Source organism: Rhizobium mayense (assembly GCF_030272705.1).
GTDB lineage: Bacteria > Pseudomonadota > Alphaproteobacteria > Rhizobiales > Rhizobiaceae > Rhizobium > Rhizobium mayense.
The window spans coordinates 1-14,442 of record NZ_JARFYM010000030.1 but is presented as its reverse complement, the minus strand read 5'-3'; the positions used below and the strand labels follow the sequence as shown (position 1 = coordinate 14,442).

Genomic DNA, 14,442 nt, shown 5'->3' with positions numbered 1-14,442 from the left:
ATCGCCTCCGGTAGAGAGGATTGTTTCTCGACGATATTGCCAGCCCCGCAAGCCTATCAACGCGTATGGCTTGCTTAGAGAAGGACCGTACAAATGAACTACCGTATGCCGCATTCGGATGGAACCCATATGAAGCTCAATGATGCGCTGCAGGCCTGCCCGCTTATCGCCGTCCTGCGCTGGATCACGCCGGAAGAGGTTGAGGGGGTCACCGGAGCCCTTGTCGAAGCAGGCTTCAGGTTGATCGAGGTTCCCCTGAATTCACCGAACCCCTACGTCAGCATCGAGCGGATCGCGTCCCGCTTCGGCGACACGGCGGTTATCGGCGCCGGCACCGTCATGTCTCCCGAAAGCGTCGCGCGCGTGGGGGATGCAGGTGGCCGGCTGATCGTGATGCCGCATGCCGATGCGGCGGTCATTCGTGCCACCCGCGAGCATGGTTTCGCATGCTTCCCCGGTGTGGCCACGCCGACAGAGGGTTTTTCAGCCCTCGCCGCCGGAGCCGACGGTCTCAAGATCTTTCCGGCCGAGGCCATATCACCTGCCGTACTCAAGGCCTGGCGGGCGGTCTTTACCAAGGAGGTGCCGCTGATGCCCACCGGCGGAATTACGCCCGAGACCATGGCGTCCTGGGTCAAGGTTGGCGCTAGCGGATTCGGTATCGGCGGTAATCTCTATCGTCCTGGAAAGAGCGTGGGTGAAATTCGCTCGGCGGCTCAGTCTTTCATCAACGCTTGGCGCGATGCGGTTCGGGCCAGCGCCTAGGGCACTCACGGATCCTTGAAGCCCGCCCCGATCAGCTCGCCCTAACGCTTGAATGGCAATCATGACACCTGCAACAACCCTCCGTCACTCGCCTTGTGATCTGCTGCCCGCTGGCAGCATTCCAGCGCTGGTGACACCGATGTGCGAGGATGGCAGCATCGATTGGTCGTCATTCCGGGCACTGATCGACTGGCACGCGGCATCCGGCACCAATGCCATCGTGGTCATGGGATCGACGGGCGAAACGGCCACTGCTTCGATTGAGGAGCATTGCGAACTGATCAAGGTCGCTGTCGAGCATGCCAACGGCCGCCTGCCGATCATCGCGGGAACCGGAGCGAATTCGACGATCGAAGCCATTGAACTCACGGAATTCGCGCGCAAAGCCGGCGCCTCGGCAGCCCTTTCCGTCGCACCCTATTACAACAAGCCGACGCAGTACGGGCTGTTCGTCCATTTTGCGGCCATCGCCGAAGCAGTTGACATGCCGCTGATCCTCTACAACGTTCCGAGCCGGACGGCCGTGGATCTGCACAACGAAACGGTAATCAGGCTCGCGCAGATCCCCAATGTGGCCGGCATCAAAGATGCAACGGGTGACATCGGGCGCGCCATCGATTTGATGCGGCAGGCGCCGGAAGGCTTCGCTCTCTACAGCGGCGACGACCCCACTGCCGCTGCCCTGATGCTCCTCGGCGCGCGCGGCAATATTTCCGTCACCGCAAATGTCATTCCCGAAATCATGGCCCGCCTCTGCGCCGCTGCACGTGGCGGCGATGTCGCTACCGTGCGCGAAATCAGTCGCCGAATCGCACCGCTCAACGCCGCGATGTTCGTTGAGACCAACCCGATACCCGTCAAGTGGGCGCTCGCACAGATGGGAAAACTTCTACCCTTCTATCGACTGCCGTTGACGCCTCTCGGATCCGACAAGCACTCGATCATCGAAGACGCACTGGCATTCGCGCTCGGCACTGGCGATCCGGTGCTTCGCGCCGCAAGCTGAGGCGATCCTGGCGGCCGATCACGCCCAGTCCCCGCGATCGCGTTGCCGCGCTCCGAGCAAATTCGCCGAGGACAGCTCAGATGTGTCTGGACGGAACCGGCTCAGGCCGTCATTCCGGCCATGCTTAGCAACAGACGGAAGACCATGGCGACGATCGCGAGCGCGAATACGCTCGCGGCCCAAATCAGGACAAGCCACCCCAGCCTTCGCAGCCAGTTCCTGCGGCTTGTGACGGAAGGCATCAGTGATACCCCTCGCCCGGCCTCACCTTGCCGCGAAACACATAGTAGGACCAGGCGGTATAGGCGAGGATAAAGGGAATGATGAAGAGCGCGCCGACCAGCGTGAAGCCCATGCTCTGCGGCGGAGCGGCCGCATCCCAGATCGAGACCGATGGCGGAATGATGTTGGGCCAGAGGCTGATCGCGAGGCCGCTATAGCCCATGAACAGCATGAAGAGCGCCAGCACGAAGGGCCCGGCATGGGCCGTCTCGCGCTGAAGGCTCCTGACGATCCCATAGGTTGCCAGCAACACCAGGATTGGTACGGGTGCGAAGAAGATCATGTTCGGGAGCGCGAACCAGCGGTCCGCGACAGCGGTATGAGCAAACGGCGTCCAGAGGCTGACGATGATGATCACCGCAAGAAGGGCAATCGTAACCACCCGGGCGAGCTCTTTCATGCGTCGCTGCAGCGTGCCTTCCGTCTTCATGACGAGCCAGGTGGAACCGAGCAGTGCATAGGAGACGAGCAGGCCGAGGCCTGTGAACAGGCTGAAGGGCGTCAGCCAGTCGAACAGCCCACCGGAATAGGCGCCGTTTGTGATCTCAAAACCGTTGATGAACGCGCCCAGTGCCACGCCTTGCGAGAAGGCGGCGATATAGGAACCCCAGGCGAAGGCCTTGTCCCAGAAGGGCTTGTGCGCCTCATCCGCCTTGAAGCGGAATTCGAAGGCGACACCACGCCAGATCAGTCCGACGAGCATCAGCACCAGCGGCAGGTAGAGCGCGCTCAAGATCACCGCATAGGCGAGCGGAAAGGCGGCGAAAAGTGCCGCCCCGCCGAGTACCAGCCAGGTCTCGTTGCCGTCCCAGACCGGCGCGACAGTGTTGACCATCGTGTCCCGATCCTCACGGTTCGAGACGAAAGGAAAAAGAATGCCGATGCCGAGGTCGAAACCGTCCATGATGACATACATCATCAGGCCAAAGCCGATGATGATCGCCCAGATGAAAGGAAGATCAATGCCCATAGCCTCAGGCCTCCTTGTGCCCGGAAAGATCGACGGACGGATTGATGTCGTCGGGTGCAGCCGACAGCGGCCGCGCCGGCCGGAGCGACTGCCCCTTGTCTTGCGGCGGATGATCGTCGAAGGGCTGCGGTCCCATGGCCACCAGTTTCAGCATATAGCTGATGCCCGTGCCGAAGACGGCGAAATATACGACAATGAAGACGATCAGCGTGGTGGAGAGCGCCAGCGCGGAGTGGTTTGAAACCGCGTCCTTCGTGCGCATCACCCCATAAACGATCCAGGGCTGCCGGCCGATCTCCGTCGTCAGCCAGCCGGCGAGGATGGCGACCAGCCCGGCCGGCCCCATCAGGGTGGCGAAGCGCAGGAAGAGCTTCGAGTCGTAGAGCCCACCGCGCCAGCGCAGATAGAGGCTCCAGACGCCAAGCAGGAGCATCAGCAGCCCGAGCCCGACCATCAGCCGGAAGGTCCAGAAGACGACGGTCGAGTTTGGCCGATCCTCCGGTGCGAATTCCTTGAGACCGGGAATATGGCCGTTGATGTCGTGGGTCAGGATCAGGCTGCCGAGATAGGGAATCTCGATTGCGTAGCGCGTCGTTTCGGCCGTCATATCGGGGAGGCCGAAAAGGGTCAGCGGCACGCTCTCGCCAGGTATGTTCTCCCAATGGCCCTCGACCGCGGCGATCTTGGCGGGCTGATATTGGAGCGTATTCAAGCCATGCTGGTCGCCGACGAAGATCTGGATCGGCGCCACGACGAGCACCATCCACATCGCCATCGACAGCATGGTGCGCACCGCCGGCGTCGCCCGACCACGCAGCAGATGCCAGGCGCCCGAAGCTCCGACGAAAAGCGCCGTCGCCAGATAGGCGGCGATGGTCATATGCGCCAGGCGATAAGGGAAGGACGGATTGAAGATCACCTTCAGCCAGTCGACCGGCACGATACGTCCACCGATCACCTCGTATCCTTGCGGTGTCTGCATCCAGCTATTGGAGGCAAGTATCCAGGTGGCCGAGATCAGCGTACCTATCGCCACCATGATCGTCGCAAAGAAGTGCAGGCCGGGGCCGACCTTGTTCCAGCCAAACAGCATGACGCCGAGGAAACCCGCCTCGAGGAAGAAAGCCGTCAGCACCTCATAGGTCAGCAGCGGCCCGGTGATACTGCCGGCGAAAGACGAAAAATAGCTCCAGTTGGTGCCGAACTGGTAGGCCATGACCAGGCCGGAGACGACGCCCATCGCGAAGTTGACGGCGAAGATCTTCGACCAGAAGTGATAGAGGTCGCGATAGACCGCCTGCTGCCTCCACAGCCACAGACCCTCGAGCACCACCAGATAGCTGGCGAGCCCGATGGTGATCGCCGGAAAGATGATGTGAAAGGAAATTGTGAAACCAAACTGGATCCGCGCCAGCTCTAGTGCCGTTAGTCCAAACATGTTCGTTCTCCGAAGAAACTCAGACCACAGCTCTAGACGTCAGCGACGGCTGGGCGAGCAGGCTCGACAACAGGGTGAGCGCGTCTTCCAACGCGCCGCGATCGGGCGCCACACCGAGCGAAATTCGGACAGCTTCCCTCGGGTAGGCCGTCGTCGCGAAGATCGAACTTGGAACGATCGAGACTCCGGCGCGATCGGCATGTTCGGCGAAATCGGCTGCGCGCCAGTGATCGGGCAAATGCAGCCAGAGATGGTGTCCGTGCGGATCGGCTGCAAACGCAGTATCTCCGAAGATGGAAGACGCCAGCTTCTGACGCTCGACATTCTCAGCCCGGATGGCATCGGTGATCCCCTCCAATGTGCCGTCACCGATCCAACGACTTGCCAGCGCCGACATCAGCGGCGGCGCCATGAGGATCGTCGCGCGCAGCACGCCTGCGAGCCGAAGCGCCTGGCTGGCACTGGGGGCCACTACATAGGCCACGCGCAGGGCGGGCGTGGCGCACTTCGAGAGCGTGGCAATGTGCCATGTGATGCTGCTCGCCAGCTCTCCCATAGCGACGAGCCGTTCGGGTCGCAGCGGCGTATAGGGATCGTCCTCGACGATCGCGATGCCATGCTTGCGCGCAAGGGCAGCAAGCGCACGCCGCCGTTCCTCGGGCAGAGTAGCCGTTGTCGGATTGTCTATTGTCGGGACCAAATACAGCGCCTTCGGTGTCTTTTCCCGGCAGGCTCGTTCGAAGGCGTCTGGAATGATACCCTCGCCATCCATGGCAAGCGGTTCCACCACGATTCCCTGCTGTGCCGCGACCGCCTTCAACCCGGGATAGGTCACTGCGCCCGCTGCGATCACGTCGCCACGGGCAAGCAGAAGATCGCAGACGGCAAAAAGAGCGCTTTGAGCGCCGCCGGCGAGGACAACCCGGTCAGCGGAGACGCCTTCGATCCTGTGGCTCAACCAGTTGGCCGCCGCCTGCCTGTCGGCTTCCGCACCGTTGCTCTCCTGATAATGCAGACTAAGCAAGCCGCGCGGCCCGCCAAGGATATCGGCAATTCCCTGCGGAAATATCCTCTTCAGGTTTGCAGCCGGTGGCTGGGGCGGAATGTTCATGCTGAGATCAATCAACGGCTGAACCGGCGCTCCCGGCTCTCCGTCAAGCGTCTCACGGATGAATGTGCCCCGCCCGGCTTGAGCCTCGACAATGCCGCGACGCCGCGCTTCGTTAAATGCCCGCGTTACCGTCGTCAGGTCGACGCCGAGCGCCTCGGCGATCGCGCGCTGTGGCGGAAGCCGGTCACCTCTGGAGACGCGCCCCGAACGGATGTCGGCCTCAAGCGCCTCGACGATCCCGAGGTACTTCATGCGTGCGCTTTCGATCAGCCGCGGCTTCCACATCGCATTCTCCAATTATGTATGGTTAGTGGGCATACATCGCAGTTATCATGTATGGAGAACGATGGGAAGATTATACGGAGGTATACTGGTTGTATACGACGGCCAATATACTTCCGAAAAGCTCAGCATTTGCCGGATGCCGAAGACCAGCTCGGATGCCTTGCGTCGTTGCTGAGAACTGTACGAATGCAAGTATAACGCTTGCATCACGGTCTCTGCTCAGTCTACCGCTCTCCCGTGAGGGAGAATGGTGCGAGCACCGTCCGCCTTTCCGAATGCCGGTGCGCGCGGGGTTCTGCAACAGAAATCCCTGGCGCCAGCTCCCTCAGATCGCCAGCGCGTAGCGAATGCGCCGGAAATATTCGGCGGCGCGCAAAAGGTGCGTAGGCAGGCGTTTCGGGCCGACGAATTTGACCTGGCTGTAATCCGCCCGACTACCGATCTGGCTGTTGCTGCTATGGCTCATCAAGCTCACGATATTATGCCTGACGGTAAGCACGTTCGAGCCGTGATGCCAGCCCCTTTCGAGCGCGACATCGAAGGGAAACCTCATGGCGCGCAGGAACGGCAGGGCCCTGCCTGCACCGCGCCTGGTGATGACGTAGCAGGCAGCCGAACCCTGTGGCCCATGCAGGCACCGGCCAATTTCGTCGCCGAATGCGCTTGTTGCGACGCTGAGAAACCCGCGACTTCGATGATTGAAGAGTTTGACCACATCCGCATCGGGAGTGGCCTCAAGAATGGCGATCGCCCTTTTCGTCAGATCGACCGTGATCTCGATGTCGTCCTCCATGACGAGCGCGGCGTCGAAATCGCTCTCAAGAAGAGTGGAGAGGCATTTGATGTGGCTGCGATAGCAACCATATTCGCCCGGAAGGATGGTTCGCCCCCCATGCCGAGCAAAGCCTTTCCAATCCACGTCTCGAAAATCTTCCTGCGACAGCTCGTGTCCGTCGGTGGCGGCCACTCTGATGACATCAATGCAGTACTCGTCTGCTCTCGCGCGCACAGCGGCCCATCGATCGGCAGACCTGTCGAGGTTGATGATGTAGACGCCGAGCTTCATCGCGGCTCGCCGACCTGTGTGACCTTGCTATCAAGCAAAGGCATCATGCGTTTTTCGGCTTTGGTGCTTCCGCGGATAACAGCCGCCGCGCGCCCCATCGCGAGAAGACCGAGCAGCCGCGCAAGCCGGAAAAACAGCCGGCTGGACTCGACGAAGATCCTGTACGGCATGACCGTGACGTAATGCAGTTTTGACCTGTGGAAATCTCCGCGTTTCCCTTGGATCTGTGAAGGCAGGCCCAGTTGCTGATCTATGGGGAGAGGAACGACAAAGGCCGACTTCAAGCCGGCAAAAAACTCAAGATCGAATGCCAAGTCGAAAGGCAACTGCATCGGCGTAAGCTTCCGGATAAACCACTCTGCCGCGCGGCGATTGATGATGTAGGCACCAGAACCCTTTTCCCGGGTTAAGGCCACCGCCAAGCTACGCCTATCCGTCAGTCGGGAGTAGCGGAATTTTCGGCCAGCGCTCACCGTCGAAAGGCGCAGGATATCCCATTTTTCGTTCTGCTTGAGCGCCCCATCCAAGAGCTCCACGAGGTCATCCGGAAACTCGAGATCATCCTCCAGAATAAGAGCAAACTCGCCGCTCGAAGCAAGAAGGCGCCTCGCACACTCGATATGGCTCAGATAACAGCCGACTTCCCCAGGATTGCGCCGGCGACCATGTTTGAAGCGAAAGGCGACCTCATTGAAATCCGGTATTGGAAACTCGATGGAGGCGCCCTCTACGGCCGACACCCGCTCGGCGGCAAGCCCAATGCTCCCTAGCTTCTGTTGCATGGTAACCAACCGATCGGCCGCGCGATCGAGGTTGATCAAATAAATCTTCAGCGACGCTTCGCCAGGCTTCGCATTTATCATGCCGCATCCACTCCAAGGCGGTGGTTTCACCGCCACATCGGGAGCGACCATGTTCAGCTTGGCTTACGGCACACTTACAGAATCCTGGCGAAAAGATGAAATCTGCCTTCATTCAGTGCCTTCGATCCGGGTCAGACGGCAAACCGACAGGTTGGCCGCATTCGCCCGATCTCCTCACCACCGATACTGGATGCCGAGCAACATTTTCTTCCTCCGGACATAAGAGTGTCCGACTTCTGGCTCACGACAATGAAATCCGGTAAACCGCTCACCTTGATTGGTGGTGTCGAGCGCAATTCAACTTTCGGCACGGCAAGAGAGATAGGACATTCCATGCGCGTGTTATTGGTCGAAGACAATGGCAAGCTCGCCGCCGTGACGCATGACGCGATGCGCGCCCATGGCTTCACCGTCGATCATGTCGCCAACGCGCATGATGCCGAAGAAGCCGCCGCGACGGTTGATTATGATTCCATCATATTGGATCTCGGTTTGCCCGATCGTGACGGCCTGACGCTGATCGAACCGTTGCGAAAGATTGCTCCGTCGACACCGCTATTGATCCTGACCGCACGCGATGCGTCGAGCTCGATCATCGATGCGCTCGACAGCGGCGCCGACGACTATCTTTGCAAGCCATTTGTGATGGGGGTGCTGATTTCTCGTCTGCGCGCAATCATGCGTCGCGGCGAACCTCGTCACGGCACTATCTTGCAGCTCGGCGACGTCACATTCGATCCAAGCCAGTATTCCGCCTCCGTCGGCGAGACGCCGCTATCTCTCAGCCGCCGCGAATTTGCCGCACTGCATCTTTTCTTGCGCCGCCCCAATCATGTCCTGTCGAAAGCGGAGGTCGAAGAAGCAATCTATGGTTTTGATGACGAGCTGAGCTCCAATGCCATCGAAGTTCTGCTGCATCGATTGCGCAAGAAGCTTCAAGCGGCGGGATCGGCCCTCTATATCCACAACATGCGCGGCATTGGCTATATGCTCAGGGAAAAGCGCCCTTGAAGCGACCGCGCCTCACACTTCTTCAGCGGTTGATCCTGGCAATGTCGATCGTTGCCGTCGTCGCGATTTGCGCAAGCGCGGTGTTCCTGTACTTCCGCTTTCAAGCCTCGAATGAGGCATTTCGCGAGGAGACCCTGTCGACCTTTGCCGAGAATTTACGCCACGAATTGGCAACGGACCCGCAGCTTTCAAGCTCCCCCGCGCAGGTGCTCAAGACACGTATTCACGAGCTGCGAGGCCAATTTGCCGTGGTCAACAGCGGGGGCGAAATCATCGCTTCTTCCGGTCTTCAGGAACCTTTGATTCCCTATGCCGGTGATCATACCAAGTATTTTCAGCTTCCTGCCCATCAAGGACAGAAGACGCTGTTCGGGGTTTCTCTGCCAATCGCCCAAGGTAGCTTGGCAGGCGTCATACAGGTTGCCTTCCCGAAAGAGCACGTCCTGTTCGACAGCATCCTTGAGGAATTTGTCGGGGATATTGCCTGGATCTGGATTCCGTTTGTGCTGATACTCTTGGCGACAAACATTGTTGTCCTGGGCCTTGCGTTGAGGCCGTTGCGCGTCGCAGCGCAAGAGGCCGCGCAAATCGGCCCATCAAGCATTGCGACACGACTGACGGAAAGCGGCATGCCGAATGACGTCCTTGCATTGATCCGATCGGTAAATGCGGCGCTAGACCGGCTGCAGGGCGGCTTTCTGTCACTGGAGCAGTTTTCCGGTCAATTGGCTCATGAACTGCGCACGCCGCTGGCCGTTGCCAAAGCCCGCCTATCCCTTTCGCAGGACCATATCGCCCGCGTCGTCGAGAAGGATTTTGAAGACGTCGAGCGCGTGATAACGCAACTCGTCGACCGGGTCCGTGTGAGGACACTTCACTATGAAGCGACCGACGTCGTCGATCTGGGAGCGGTCGCCGCGGATGTCGCCCGTTATCTCGCCCCGACGATCATTGAGGCTGGCCGCAATATCGAGTTGAGAACGGAAAACAGCCCTGTGCTGGTCAGCGGCGCCAGGGATTTCATCTTTCGAGCCCTTCGCAACCTCGTCGAAAACGCATTACATCACAGTCCCGAAAACGGAGTGATCACCATCGTCGTCTTCAGCGGCGGAATCAAAGTCATGGATCAAGGTTCCGGGTTCCCGCAAAGGCGCCTGGACGGCGGTAGCGAACTATTGGGCGAAACAGATCGCAAGGACGGATTGGGACTCGGTCTCGCCATTGTCGCCGAAACGATGGCCGCGCATGACGGACGACTGGTATTAGCGAATCTTCCTACTGGCGGTGCGGTCGCAACCATGGCTTTTGACCGCCCGCTTCCTGCGTCACACATCTGAGCACATGAGAAAGATCGATTTCATTCGTTGACCTCTGGCGAGCACTTGACGTTATCCTCTCCAGGAGGATAGGAGAAGCCAGCTTCCCATCCGCGCCGCATCTGTTTGTGAGCGCAAGCAAAGGTGACGAGGATACATGTTCACGACGATCAAGGAATGGTTCGGTTTTGGCGCGCACGACCATCATCATGGTCACGGGCACAACCATGGAGGACACGGTCACTCCCATGCGGAGGCGGGAGGGCACGGCCATACCCACGGTGTCGTCGATCCGAGCATCGCCGCGTCGGAACGCGGTATCTGGGCAATCAAGTGGTCGTTTGTCATCCTCGCGATCACGGCGATCCTGCAATTGATCGTCGTCTTTGCCTCCGGCTCCGTGGCGCTTCTGGCCGACACCATCCACAATATCGGTGATGCCACCACCGCCATACCTCTCTGGATCGCCTTCGCGCTGGTCCGGCGTCCGCCGACGGCGAGGTTCAACTACGGCCTCGGCCGCGTGGAGGACTTCGCCGGCATGTTGATCGTCCTCATCATCCTGTTCAGCGCTATCGTTGCCGGATACGAGGCCATCGACCGTCTGATCCACCCGCAACCGATTGCCCAGCTCGCCGCCGTCGCCGTCGCAGGTGTGATCGGCTTCATCGGCAATGAGGCCGTGGCGGTATTCCGCATCAGAGTCGGCCGCGAGATGAACAGCGCTGCGCTGGTTGCCGACGGTTACCACGCCAGGATCGACGGCCTGACAAGTCTTGCGGTTGTTGTCGGCGCGGTCGGCGTCTGGCTCGGCTTTCCGCTCGCCGACCCGATCATCGGCTTGCTCATCACGATCGCGATTTTCGGTATCGTCTGGCAGTCGGCCCGCGCCGTCATCACGCGCAGCCTCGACGGCGTGGAGCCGGGGGTCGCCGACGAAGTACGGCATGCCGCGGAGCACGTCCCCGGCATCAAAAGTGTAACGGACGTCAAGGCCCGTTGGCTCGGTCACAAGCTGCACACGGACGTAACAGTCGCCATCGACGGCGCGAAATCGGTCGAGGAGGCGAACGAAATTCTGTCGGCCCTGAGGACGGAACTGGAGGCTCACCTGCCGGCCCTCGGCTCGGCCACCATCCAGTTACACGCAACCGGAGTATCACCGGCGGCCGCGGACGGACACCATCATGGACATCACCATGCGCCGGCTCCCTCCAAGGTGGAATCGCCAGTTGCAACGGGCCTTCTCGAGATCGTCGACACGCCTGAAGGCGAACGGATGCGCCTGACGCTTTCTTCTCAAATGGACGGTCTGCGGGCAACTGTAGAGATCAAACGTCCGGGCGGCGTCGAGACACTTCAGCTCGTTCGATTGCACGACGATCATCACGCTTTTCAGAGCACGGAGGCTCCGGCGGAACCACATGAGTTCGACGCGGTGCTCAAGCTCGTTGCGGGCGATCGGTTGGAAGAGCTTCCCTTCCGGATGGAGGAGCCGGAAGGACATCATCATTGAGCCGCGCGCCGGACGAAATTCCGCGTTCGCGGCAATAGCGATCCACGGCGCCGTCCGTTGACACCAATCCCCTCCTGCAGGATACAGGCAGCATGACAGGACACACGCACGCAACTCACCCGGAAATCGTCAAGCGGCTCAAGCGAGCCGAAGGACATTTGAAGAGCGTTATCGCCATGATCGAGGGCGGCAAGCCATGCCTCGACATCGCGCAGCAGCTTTCCGCTGTCGAGAAGGCGATCATCAACGCGAAGCGGACTCTGATCCAGGACCACCTTGATCACTGCCTCGAGGAGACGGTCGGCGCACTTCCCAAGGACCGGCGGCAGTCGATCGACGAGTTCAAGACGATCACCAAATATCTATGAGCGGACGAGGCGTTTCCTCGCGGCCGACCTCGAGACGTTACCACGCTCCTATTGAGACAGGCTCAGGCCTCGCAGCGGCCGATCGTTGCACCCAGCATCAGCGCGACAATCTCGATGATCCCATCCGGATTGGATGGACGACGCTCCGGATCGAATGCAACGCCAATGACAATTGTCCGGTCGGATGTCGTTCGGGCTGGCCAGAAATCGAACCGGGATTTGTCGAAGGGATAAACGCCTCCCGCCACGCTCGCATTCGACTCAAATGCCGTTTTCGCCGCATCGATTTCCACTTGAGTTAGATTTGTTCCGCCCCCGACCTTGATCTCGTCGCTTTCGGCGAAAATGACGGCGACCGGAGCCTGAAAGATCGACGCCAGGACGGAACGAGTAAGACTTGTTGCTTCCTCCGCGGAGGTCGCTGCAATCATCTGTCGCCCATAGGTCTGCAGTTTGTTCTGGTGTAGACGGAAGCGGTCAAGCTCCGCCTTGTCGCGCCGCTTCGTCGACACAATGGTGCTGGTTACGCAGCCGACGATGAAGAGCAGCGCGATAGCCCAGATGTTGGCGGTGTCCGCTACCGCAAGGGAGAAACGGGGCTCGGTGAAAAAGAAGTTATATGCGAGGGCTCCGAGAAGTGCGGAGAACAATGCCGGACCAAGGCCGAAAGCCACGCTGCTGATGACAACTGGCAGAACATAAATGAGCGACAGGTTGGGAATTGTCTCGTAGCGCTCAAAGCCGGCAGCAACCGCCGTGGCCAGCAGCACCATAATCGGAGACGCAAGATATTGGATGACTGACGGCAGGTCTGACAGGCTCAGGTCGCGAGCAGGAGTGGCATTTGCGGCGACCCCATGTTTGCGCTGGTCGATATCTTTATCCAAGGACATGAACAAATCCTCCTCATAGATGGAAGTGGCCTGTCGCGGATTTGAATTCCATGGGGAAACAATGTGAGATTTATAAACGTTGTATAAAGGTGCGGCGTTCGGAGCCAGCACCACTATGAGATTTTGATTTCTTCGAGCATGCGTTCGAATGGAATACTAATGCGCTCCTGTCCAATTTCGCCTGCACAGCCAATTTTGCGAATTGGAGCATGCGATGTACTTCGAACTCAAGGACGCCACCGCCGGCATCCTTGCCAAAAGCCGCCTCCACGACGATCTCTGCGATCTTCCCCTGAACCTGATCGGTTCGGAAAGAGAGGCATACGATATCCAAGCGACTGCGCAGGATATTTTGGGTTTCGAACGAAAGGGCTTTGCGATCATCGGTACGAGCGAGGCGTCGCTGCGGGCGCTGCGTCTGACCAAGCCTGTCTATTCCGAAATACCTCCTTTGTCGCTTCTCTCGGGCGTAAAGGAACTCCGGCTTCCGCCGGGAGCGATGGGCGCCCAGTGCGAGTTCGCATTCACGATGCTGCGCGCATATCCCGATGACGGCGAGCCGATCCATATCGAAACTCTGAGCGACGCCATTCTGGACTGCCGGCCGGCGATCGGAATCATCGGCCGCAGAACCCGCCAAGCATTCCCGGGTAACAATGTGGCGATTGCGGACTTCGGCCTGCATGTTGCCACGATCTGCGGCGATGACGTCCGCGACGTCTCACTCGGCGAACTCGCGGAGATCGACGTGACGACCTTTCTGTTCAGGCAGACTGTCTTTTCCGGAAAGTCGGCGTCGGTCATGGGTAATCCTTTGAACGCCGTCGCCTGGCTCGCTAGACAACTTGCCGCGAACGGCCGTCAGCTCGAACCAAACGATGTCGTCGCCACCGGTTCCTGCACGACAATTCATCAGGTCTCGTCAGGTCAGCATCTGGCGGTCGACTTCGGCCCACTCGGCCAGGTCGAGTGCGTCTTTGCCTGAAAAAACGGAATTCGAAAGGACATAAAATGCAGCCGCAACGGAAACCATTCGTGGTCGAAATCAAGAAGAAAAGGCCGCTACGACCGAAGCCTTCGGCCGCAAGGGTGGAATCCGAAGCAAAAGGTCCTGCAGACTTGGTCGCCCACCGCGAGGTTCGGGCATAATGGTCAGCCGCAGCATCCCGCATGAATACTTCGTTCTCAACGGCACCAGGGGCGTCGGGCCGGTCGTGGGTCACGTTCGCGGCAAGCCGATACGCGGTTCCGTAATCGACAGGCACGGCAGCCACTACCATTTCGTCGGTATGGCCGCGCGCGATCGTCGCGGACGGCTCGACGTGATGTCGTTGCGCCGTGGCGAGTGGATCGTCGCACCGGACTTGATCTACGAAGAGGCCTAGGGCAGACCGCAAACGCTTAAGGGCGCGGGAGTGCCGCGCCCCGAAACGATCATGCCGGCAAAACCGGCGTGGGCGCCGGACGGAACGAAAGATGTCGTTCAATTTCGGCGCGCTTTGGTTCGAGCGACTCGGGCAGGCAGAGGGATTGACCAAGATCTTCCTTGTCC

Annotated in this window: 15 protein-coding genes; 8 read left to right on the top strand and 7 right to left on the bottom strand. The window is 59.7% G+C overall.

Features of this window, described 5'->3' with window-relative positions:
- Positions 1 to 93: 93 nt before the first annotated feature.
- Both PY649_RS26575 and dapA read left to right on the top strand, forming a co-directional pair.
- Positions 94 to 765, top strand: a complete 672-nt coding sequence (locus tag PY649_RS26575; RefSeq protein WP_285871856.1) for a 2-dehydro-3-deoxy-6-phosphogalactonate aldolase — start codon at positions 94 to 96, stop codon at positions 763 to 765.
- A gap of 61 nt (positions 766 to 826) precedes the next feature.
- The gene (gene dapA, locus PY649_RS26570) at positions 827 to 1,771 is read left to right on the top strand and encodes a 4-hydroxy-tetrahydrodipicolinate synthase (RefSeq protein WP_285871855.1); all 945 of its coding nucleotides are present in this window, start codon (positions 827 to 829) and stop codon (positions 1,769 to 1,771) included.
- 101 nt (positions 1,772 to 1,872) lie between these two features.
- On the opposite strand, the gene PY649_RS26565 is transcribed toward dapA, so the two are convergent.
- From PY649_RS26565 to PY649_RS26540, 6 genes are all read right to left on the bottom strand, one after another.
- Positions 1,873 to 2,013 carry a DUF2474 domain-containing protein gene (locus PY649_RS26565; RefSeq protein WP_285871854.1) on the bottom strand — a complete coding sequence of 47 codons (141 nt, stop codon included), beginning with the start codon at positions 2,011 to 2,013 and terminating at the stop codon, positions 1,873 to 1,875.
- Positions 2,013 to 3,023: a cytochrome d ubiquinol oxidase subunit II gene (gene cydB, locus PY649_RS26560; protein ID WP_285871853.1), complete on the bottom strand. Its 1,011-nt coding sequence runs from the start codon at positions 3,021 to 3,023 to the stop codon at positions 2,013 to 2,015. The genes PY649_RS26565 and cydB overlap by 1 nt, the downstream gene beginning before the upstream one ends.
- A gap of 4 nt (positions 3,024 to 3,027) precedes the next feature.
- Positions 3,028 to 4,461: a cytochrome ubiquinol oxidase subunit I gene (locus tag PY649_RS26555; RefSeq protein ID WP_285871852.1), complete on the bottom strand. Its 1,434-nt coding sequence runs from the start codon at positions 4,459 to 4,461 to the stop codon at positions 3,028 to 3,030.
- Positions 4,462 to 4,480: 19 nt separating this feature from the next.
- Positions 4,481 to 5,857: an aminotransferase-like domain-containing protein gene (locus tag PY649_RS26550; protein ID WP_285871851.1), complete on the bottom strand. Its 1,377-nt coding sequence runs from the start codon at positions 5,855 to 5,857 to the stop codon at positions 4,481 to 4,483.
- Positions 5,858 to 6,182: 325 nt separating this feature from the next.
- Complete coding sequence (locus tag PY649_RS26545; protein WP_285871850.1) at positions 6,183 to 6,923, bottom strand: glycosyltransferase family 25 protein; 741 nt, start codon at positions 6,921 to 6,923, stop codon at positions 6,183 to 6,185.
- Positions 6,920 to 7,786, bottom strand: coding sequence for a glycosyltransferase family 25 protein (locus tag PY649_RS26540; RefSeq protein WP_285871849.1), 867 nt, complete (start codon positions 7,784 to 7,786; stop codon positions 6,920 to 6,922). The genes PY649_RS26545 and PY649_RS26540 overlap by 4 nt, the downstream gene beginning before the upstream one ends.
- 333 nt (positions 7,787 to 8,119) lie before the next feature.
- On the opposite strand from PY649_RS26540, the gene PY649_RS26535 reads away from it, so the two are divergent.
- From PY649_RS26535 to PY649_RS26520, 4 genes are all read left to right on the top strand, one after another.
- Entirely contained in the window at positions 8,120 to 8,797 is a 678-nt protein-coding gene (locus tag PY649_RS26535) for a response regulator transcription factor (protein WP_285871848.1), read from the top strand.
- Between the two features lie 41 nt (positions 8,798 to 8,838).
- Positions 8,839 to 10,134 (top strand): ATP-binding protein, encoded by a 1,296-nt coding sequence (locus PY649_RS26530; protein ID WP_285871847.1) that lies wholly within the window; start codon positions 8,839 to 8,841, stop codon positions 10,132 to 10,134.
- 136 nt (positions 10,135 to 10,270) lie between these two features.
- Entirely contained in the window at positions 10,271 to 11,629 is a 1,359-nt protein-coding gene (locus PY649_RS26525) for a cation diffusion facilitator family transporter (RefSeq protein ID WP_285871846.1), read from the top strand.
- 92 nt (positions 11,630 to 11,721) lie between these two features.
- Positions 11,722 to 11,997 (top strand): metal-sensing transcriptional repressor, encoded by a 276-nt coding sequence (locus PY649_RS26520; RefSeq protein ID WP_285871845.1) that lies wholly within the window; start codon positions 11,722 to 11,724, stop codon positions 11,995 to 11,997.
- 62 nt (positions 11,998 to 12,059) lie between these two features.
- Here the strand turns inward: PY649_RS26520 and PY649_RS26515 are convergent, their stop codons facing one another.
- Positions 12,060 to 13,004, bottom strand: coding sequence for a DUF4118 domain-containing protein (locus PY649_RS26515; protein WP_285871844.1), 945 nt, complete (start codon positions 13,002 to 13,004; stop codon positions 12,060 to 12,062).
- A gap of 100 nt (positions 13,005 to 13,104) precedes the next feature.
- Here PY649_RS26515 and PY649_RS26510 point away from each other — a divergent pair, with 100 nt between their 5' ends.
- Both PY649_RS26510 and PY649_RS26505 read left to right on the top strand, forming a co-directional pair.
- On the top strand, positions 13,105 to 13,875 hold the full coding sequence (locus PY649_RS26510) for a 2-keto-4-pentenoate hydratase (RefSeq protein ID WP_285871842.1): 771 nt from the start codon (positions 13,105 to 13,107) through the stop codon (positions 13,873 to 13,875).
- Positions 13,876 to 14,038: 163 nt separating this feature from the next.
- The gene (locus tag PY649_RS26505) at positions 14,039 to 14,275 is read left to right on the top strand and encodes a hypothetical protein (protein WP_285871841.1); all 237 of its coding nucleotides are present in this window, start codon (positions 14,039 to 14,041) and stop codon (positions 14,273 to 14,275) included.
- Positions 14,276 to 14,442 lie beyond the last annotated feature (167 nt).

Coding starts and splice junctions, on each gene's coding strand:
- PY649_RS26575 (WP_285871856.1), top strand. CDS start 94: ATGAACTACCGTATGCCGCATTCGGATGGAACCCATATGAAGCTCAAT.
- dapA (WP_285871855.1), top strand. CDS start 827: ATGACACCTGCAACAACCCTCCGTCACTCGCCTTGTGATCTGCTGCCC.
- PY649_RS26565 (WP_285871854.1), bottom strand. CDS start 2,013: ATGCCTTCCGTCACAAGCCGCAGGAACTGGCTGCGAAGGCTGGGGTGG.
- cydB (WP_285871853.1), bottom strand. CDS start 3,023: ATGGGCATTGATCTTCCTTTCATCTGGGCGATCATCATCGGCTTTGGC.
- PY649_RS26555 (WP_285871852.1), bottom strand. CDS start 4,461: ATGTTTGGACTAACGGCACTAGAGCTGGCGCGGATCCAGTTTGGTTTC.
- PY649_RS26550 (WP_285871851.1), bottom strand. CDS start 5,857: ATGTGGAAGCCGCGGCTGATCGAAAGCGCACGCATGAAGTACCTCGGG.
- PY649_RS26545 (WP_285871850.1), bottom strand. CDS start 6,923: ATGAAGCTCGGCGTCTACATCATCAACCTCGACAGGTCTGCCGATCGA.
- PY649_RS26540 (WP_285871849.1), bottom strand. CDS start 7,786: ATGATAAATGCGAAGCCTGGCGAAGCGTCGCTGAAGATTTATTTGATC.
- PY649_RS26535 (WP_285871848.1), top strand. CDS start 8,120: ATGCGCGTGTTATTGGTCGAAGACAATGGCAAGCTCGCCGCCGTGACG.
- PY649_RS26530 (WP_285871847.1), top strand. CDS start 8,839: ATGTCGATCGTTGCCGTCGTCGCGATTTGCGCAAGCGCGGTGTTCCTG.
- PY649_RS26525 (WP_285871846.1), top strand. CDS start 10,271: ATGTTCACGACGATCAAGGAATGGTTCGGTTTTGGCGCGCACGACCAT.
- PY649_RS26520 (WP_285871845.1), top strand. CDS start 11,722: ATGACAGGACACACGCACGCAACTCACCCGGAAATCGTCAAGCGGCTC.
- PY649_RS26510 (WP_285871842.1), top strand. CDS start 13,105: ATGTACTTCGAACTCAAGGACGCCACCGCCGGCATCCTTGCCAAAAGC.
- PY649_RS26505 (WP_285871841.1), top strand. CDS start 14,039: ATGGTCAGCCGCAGCATCCCGCATGAATACTTCGTTCTCAACGGCACC.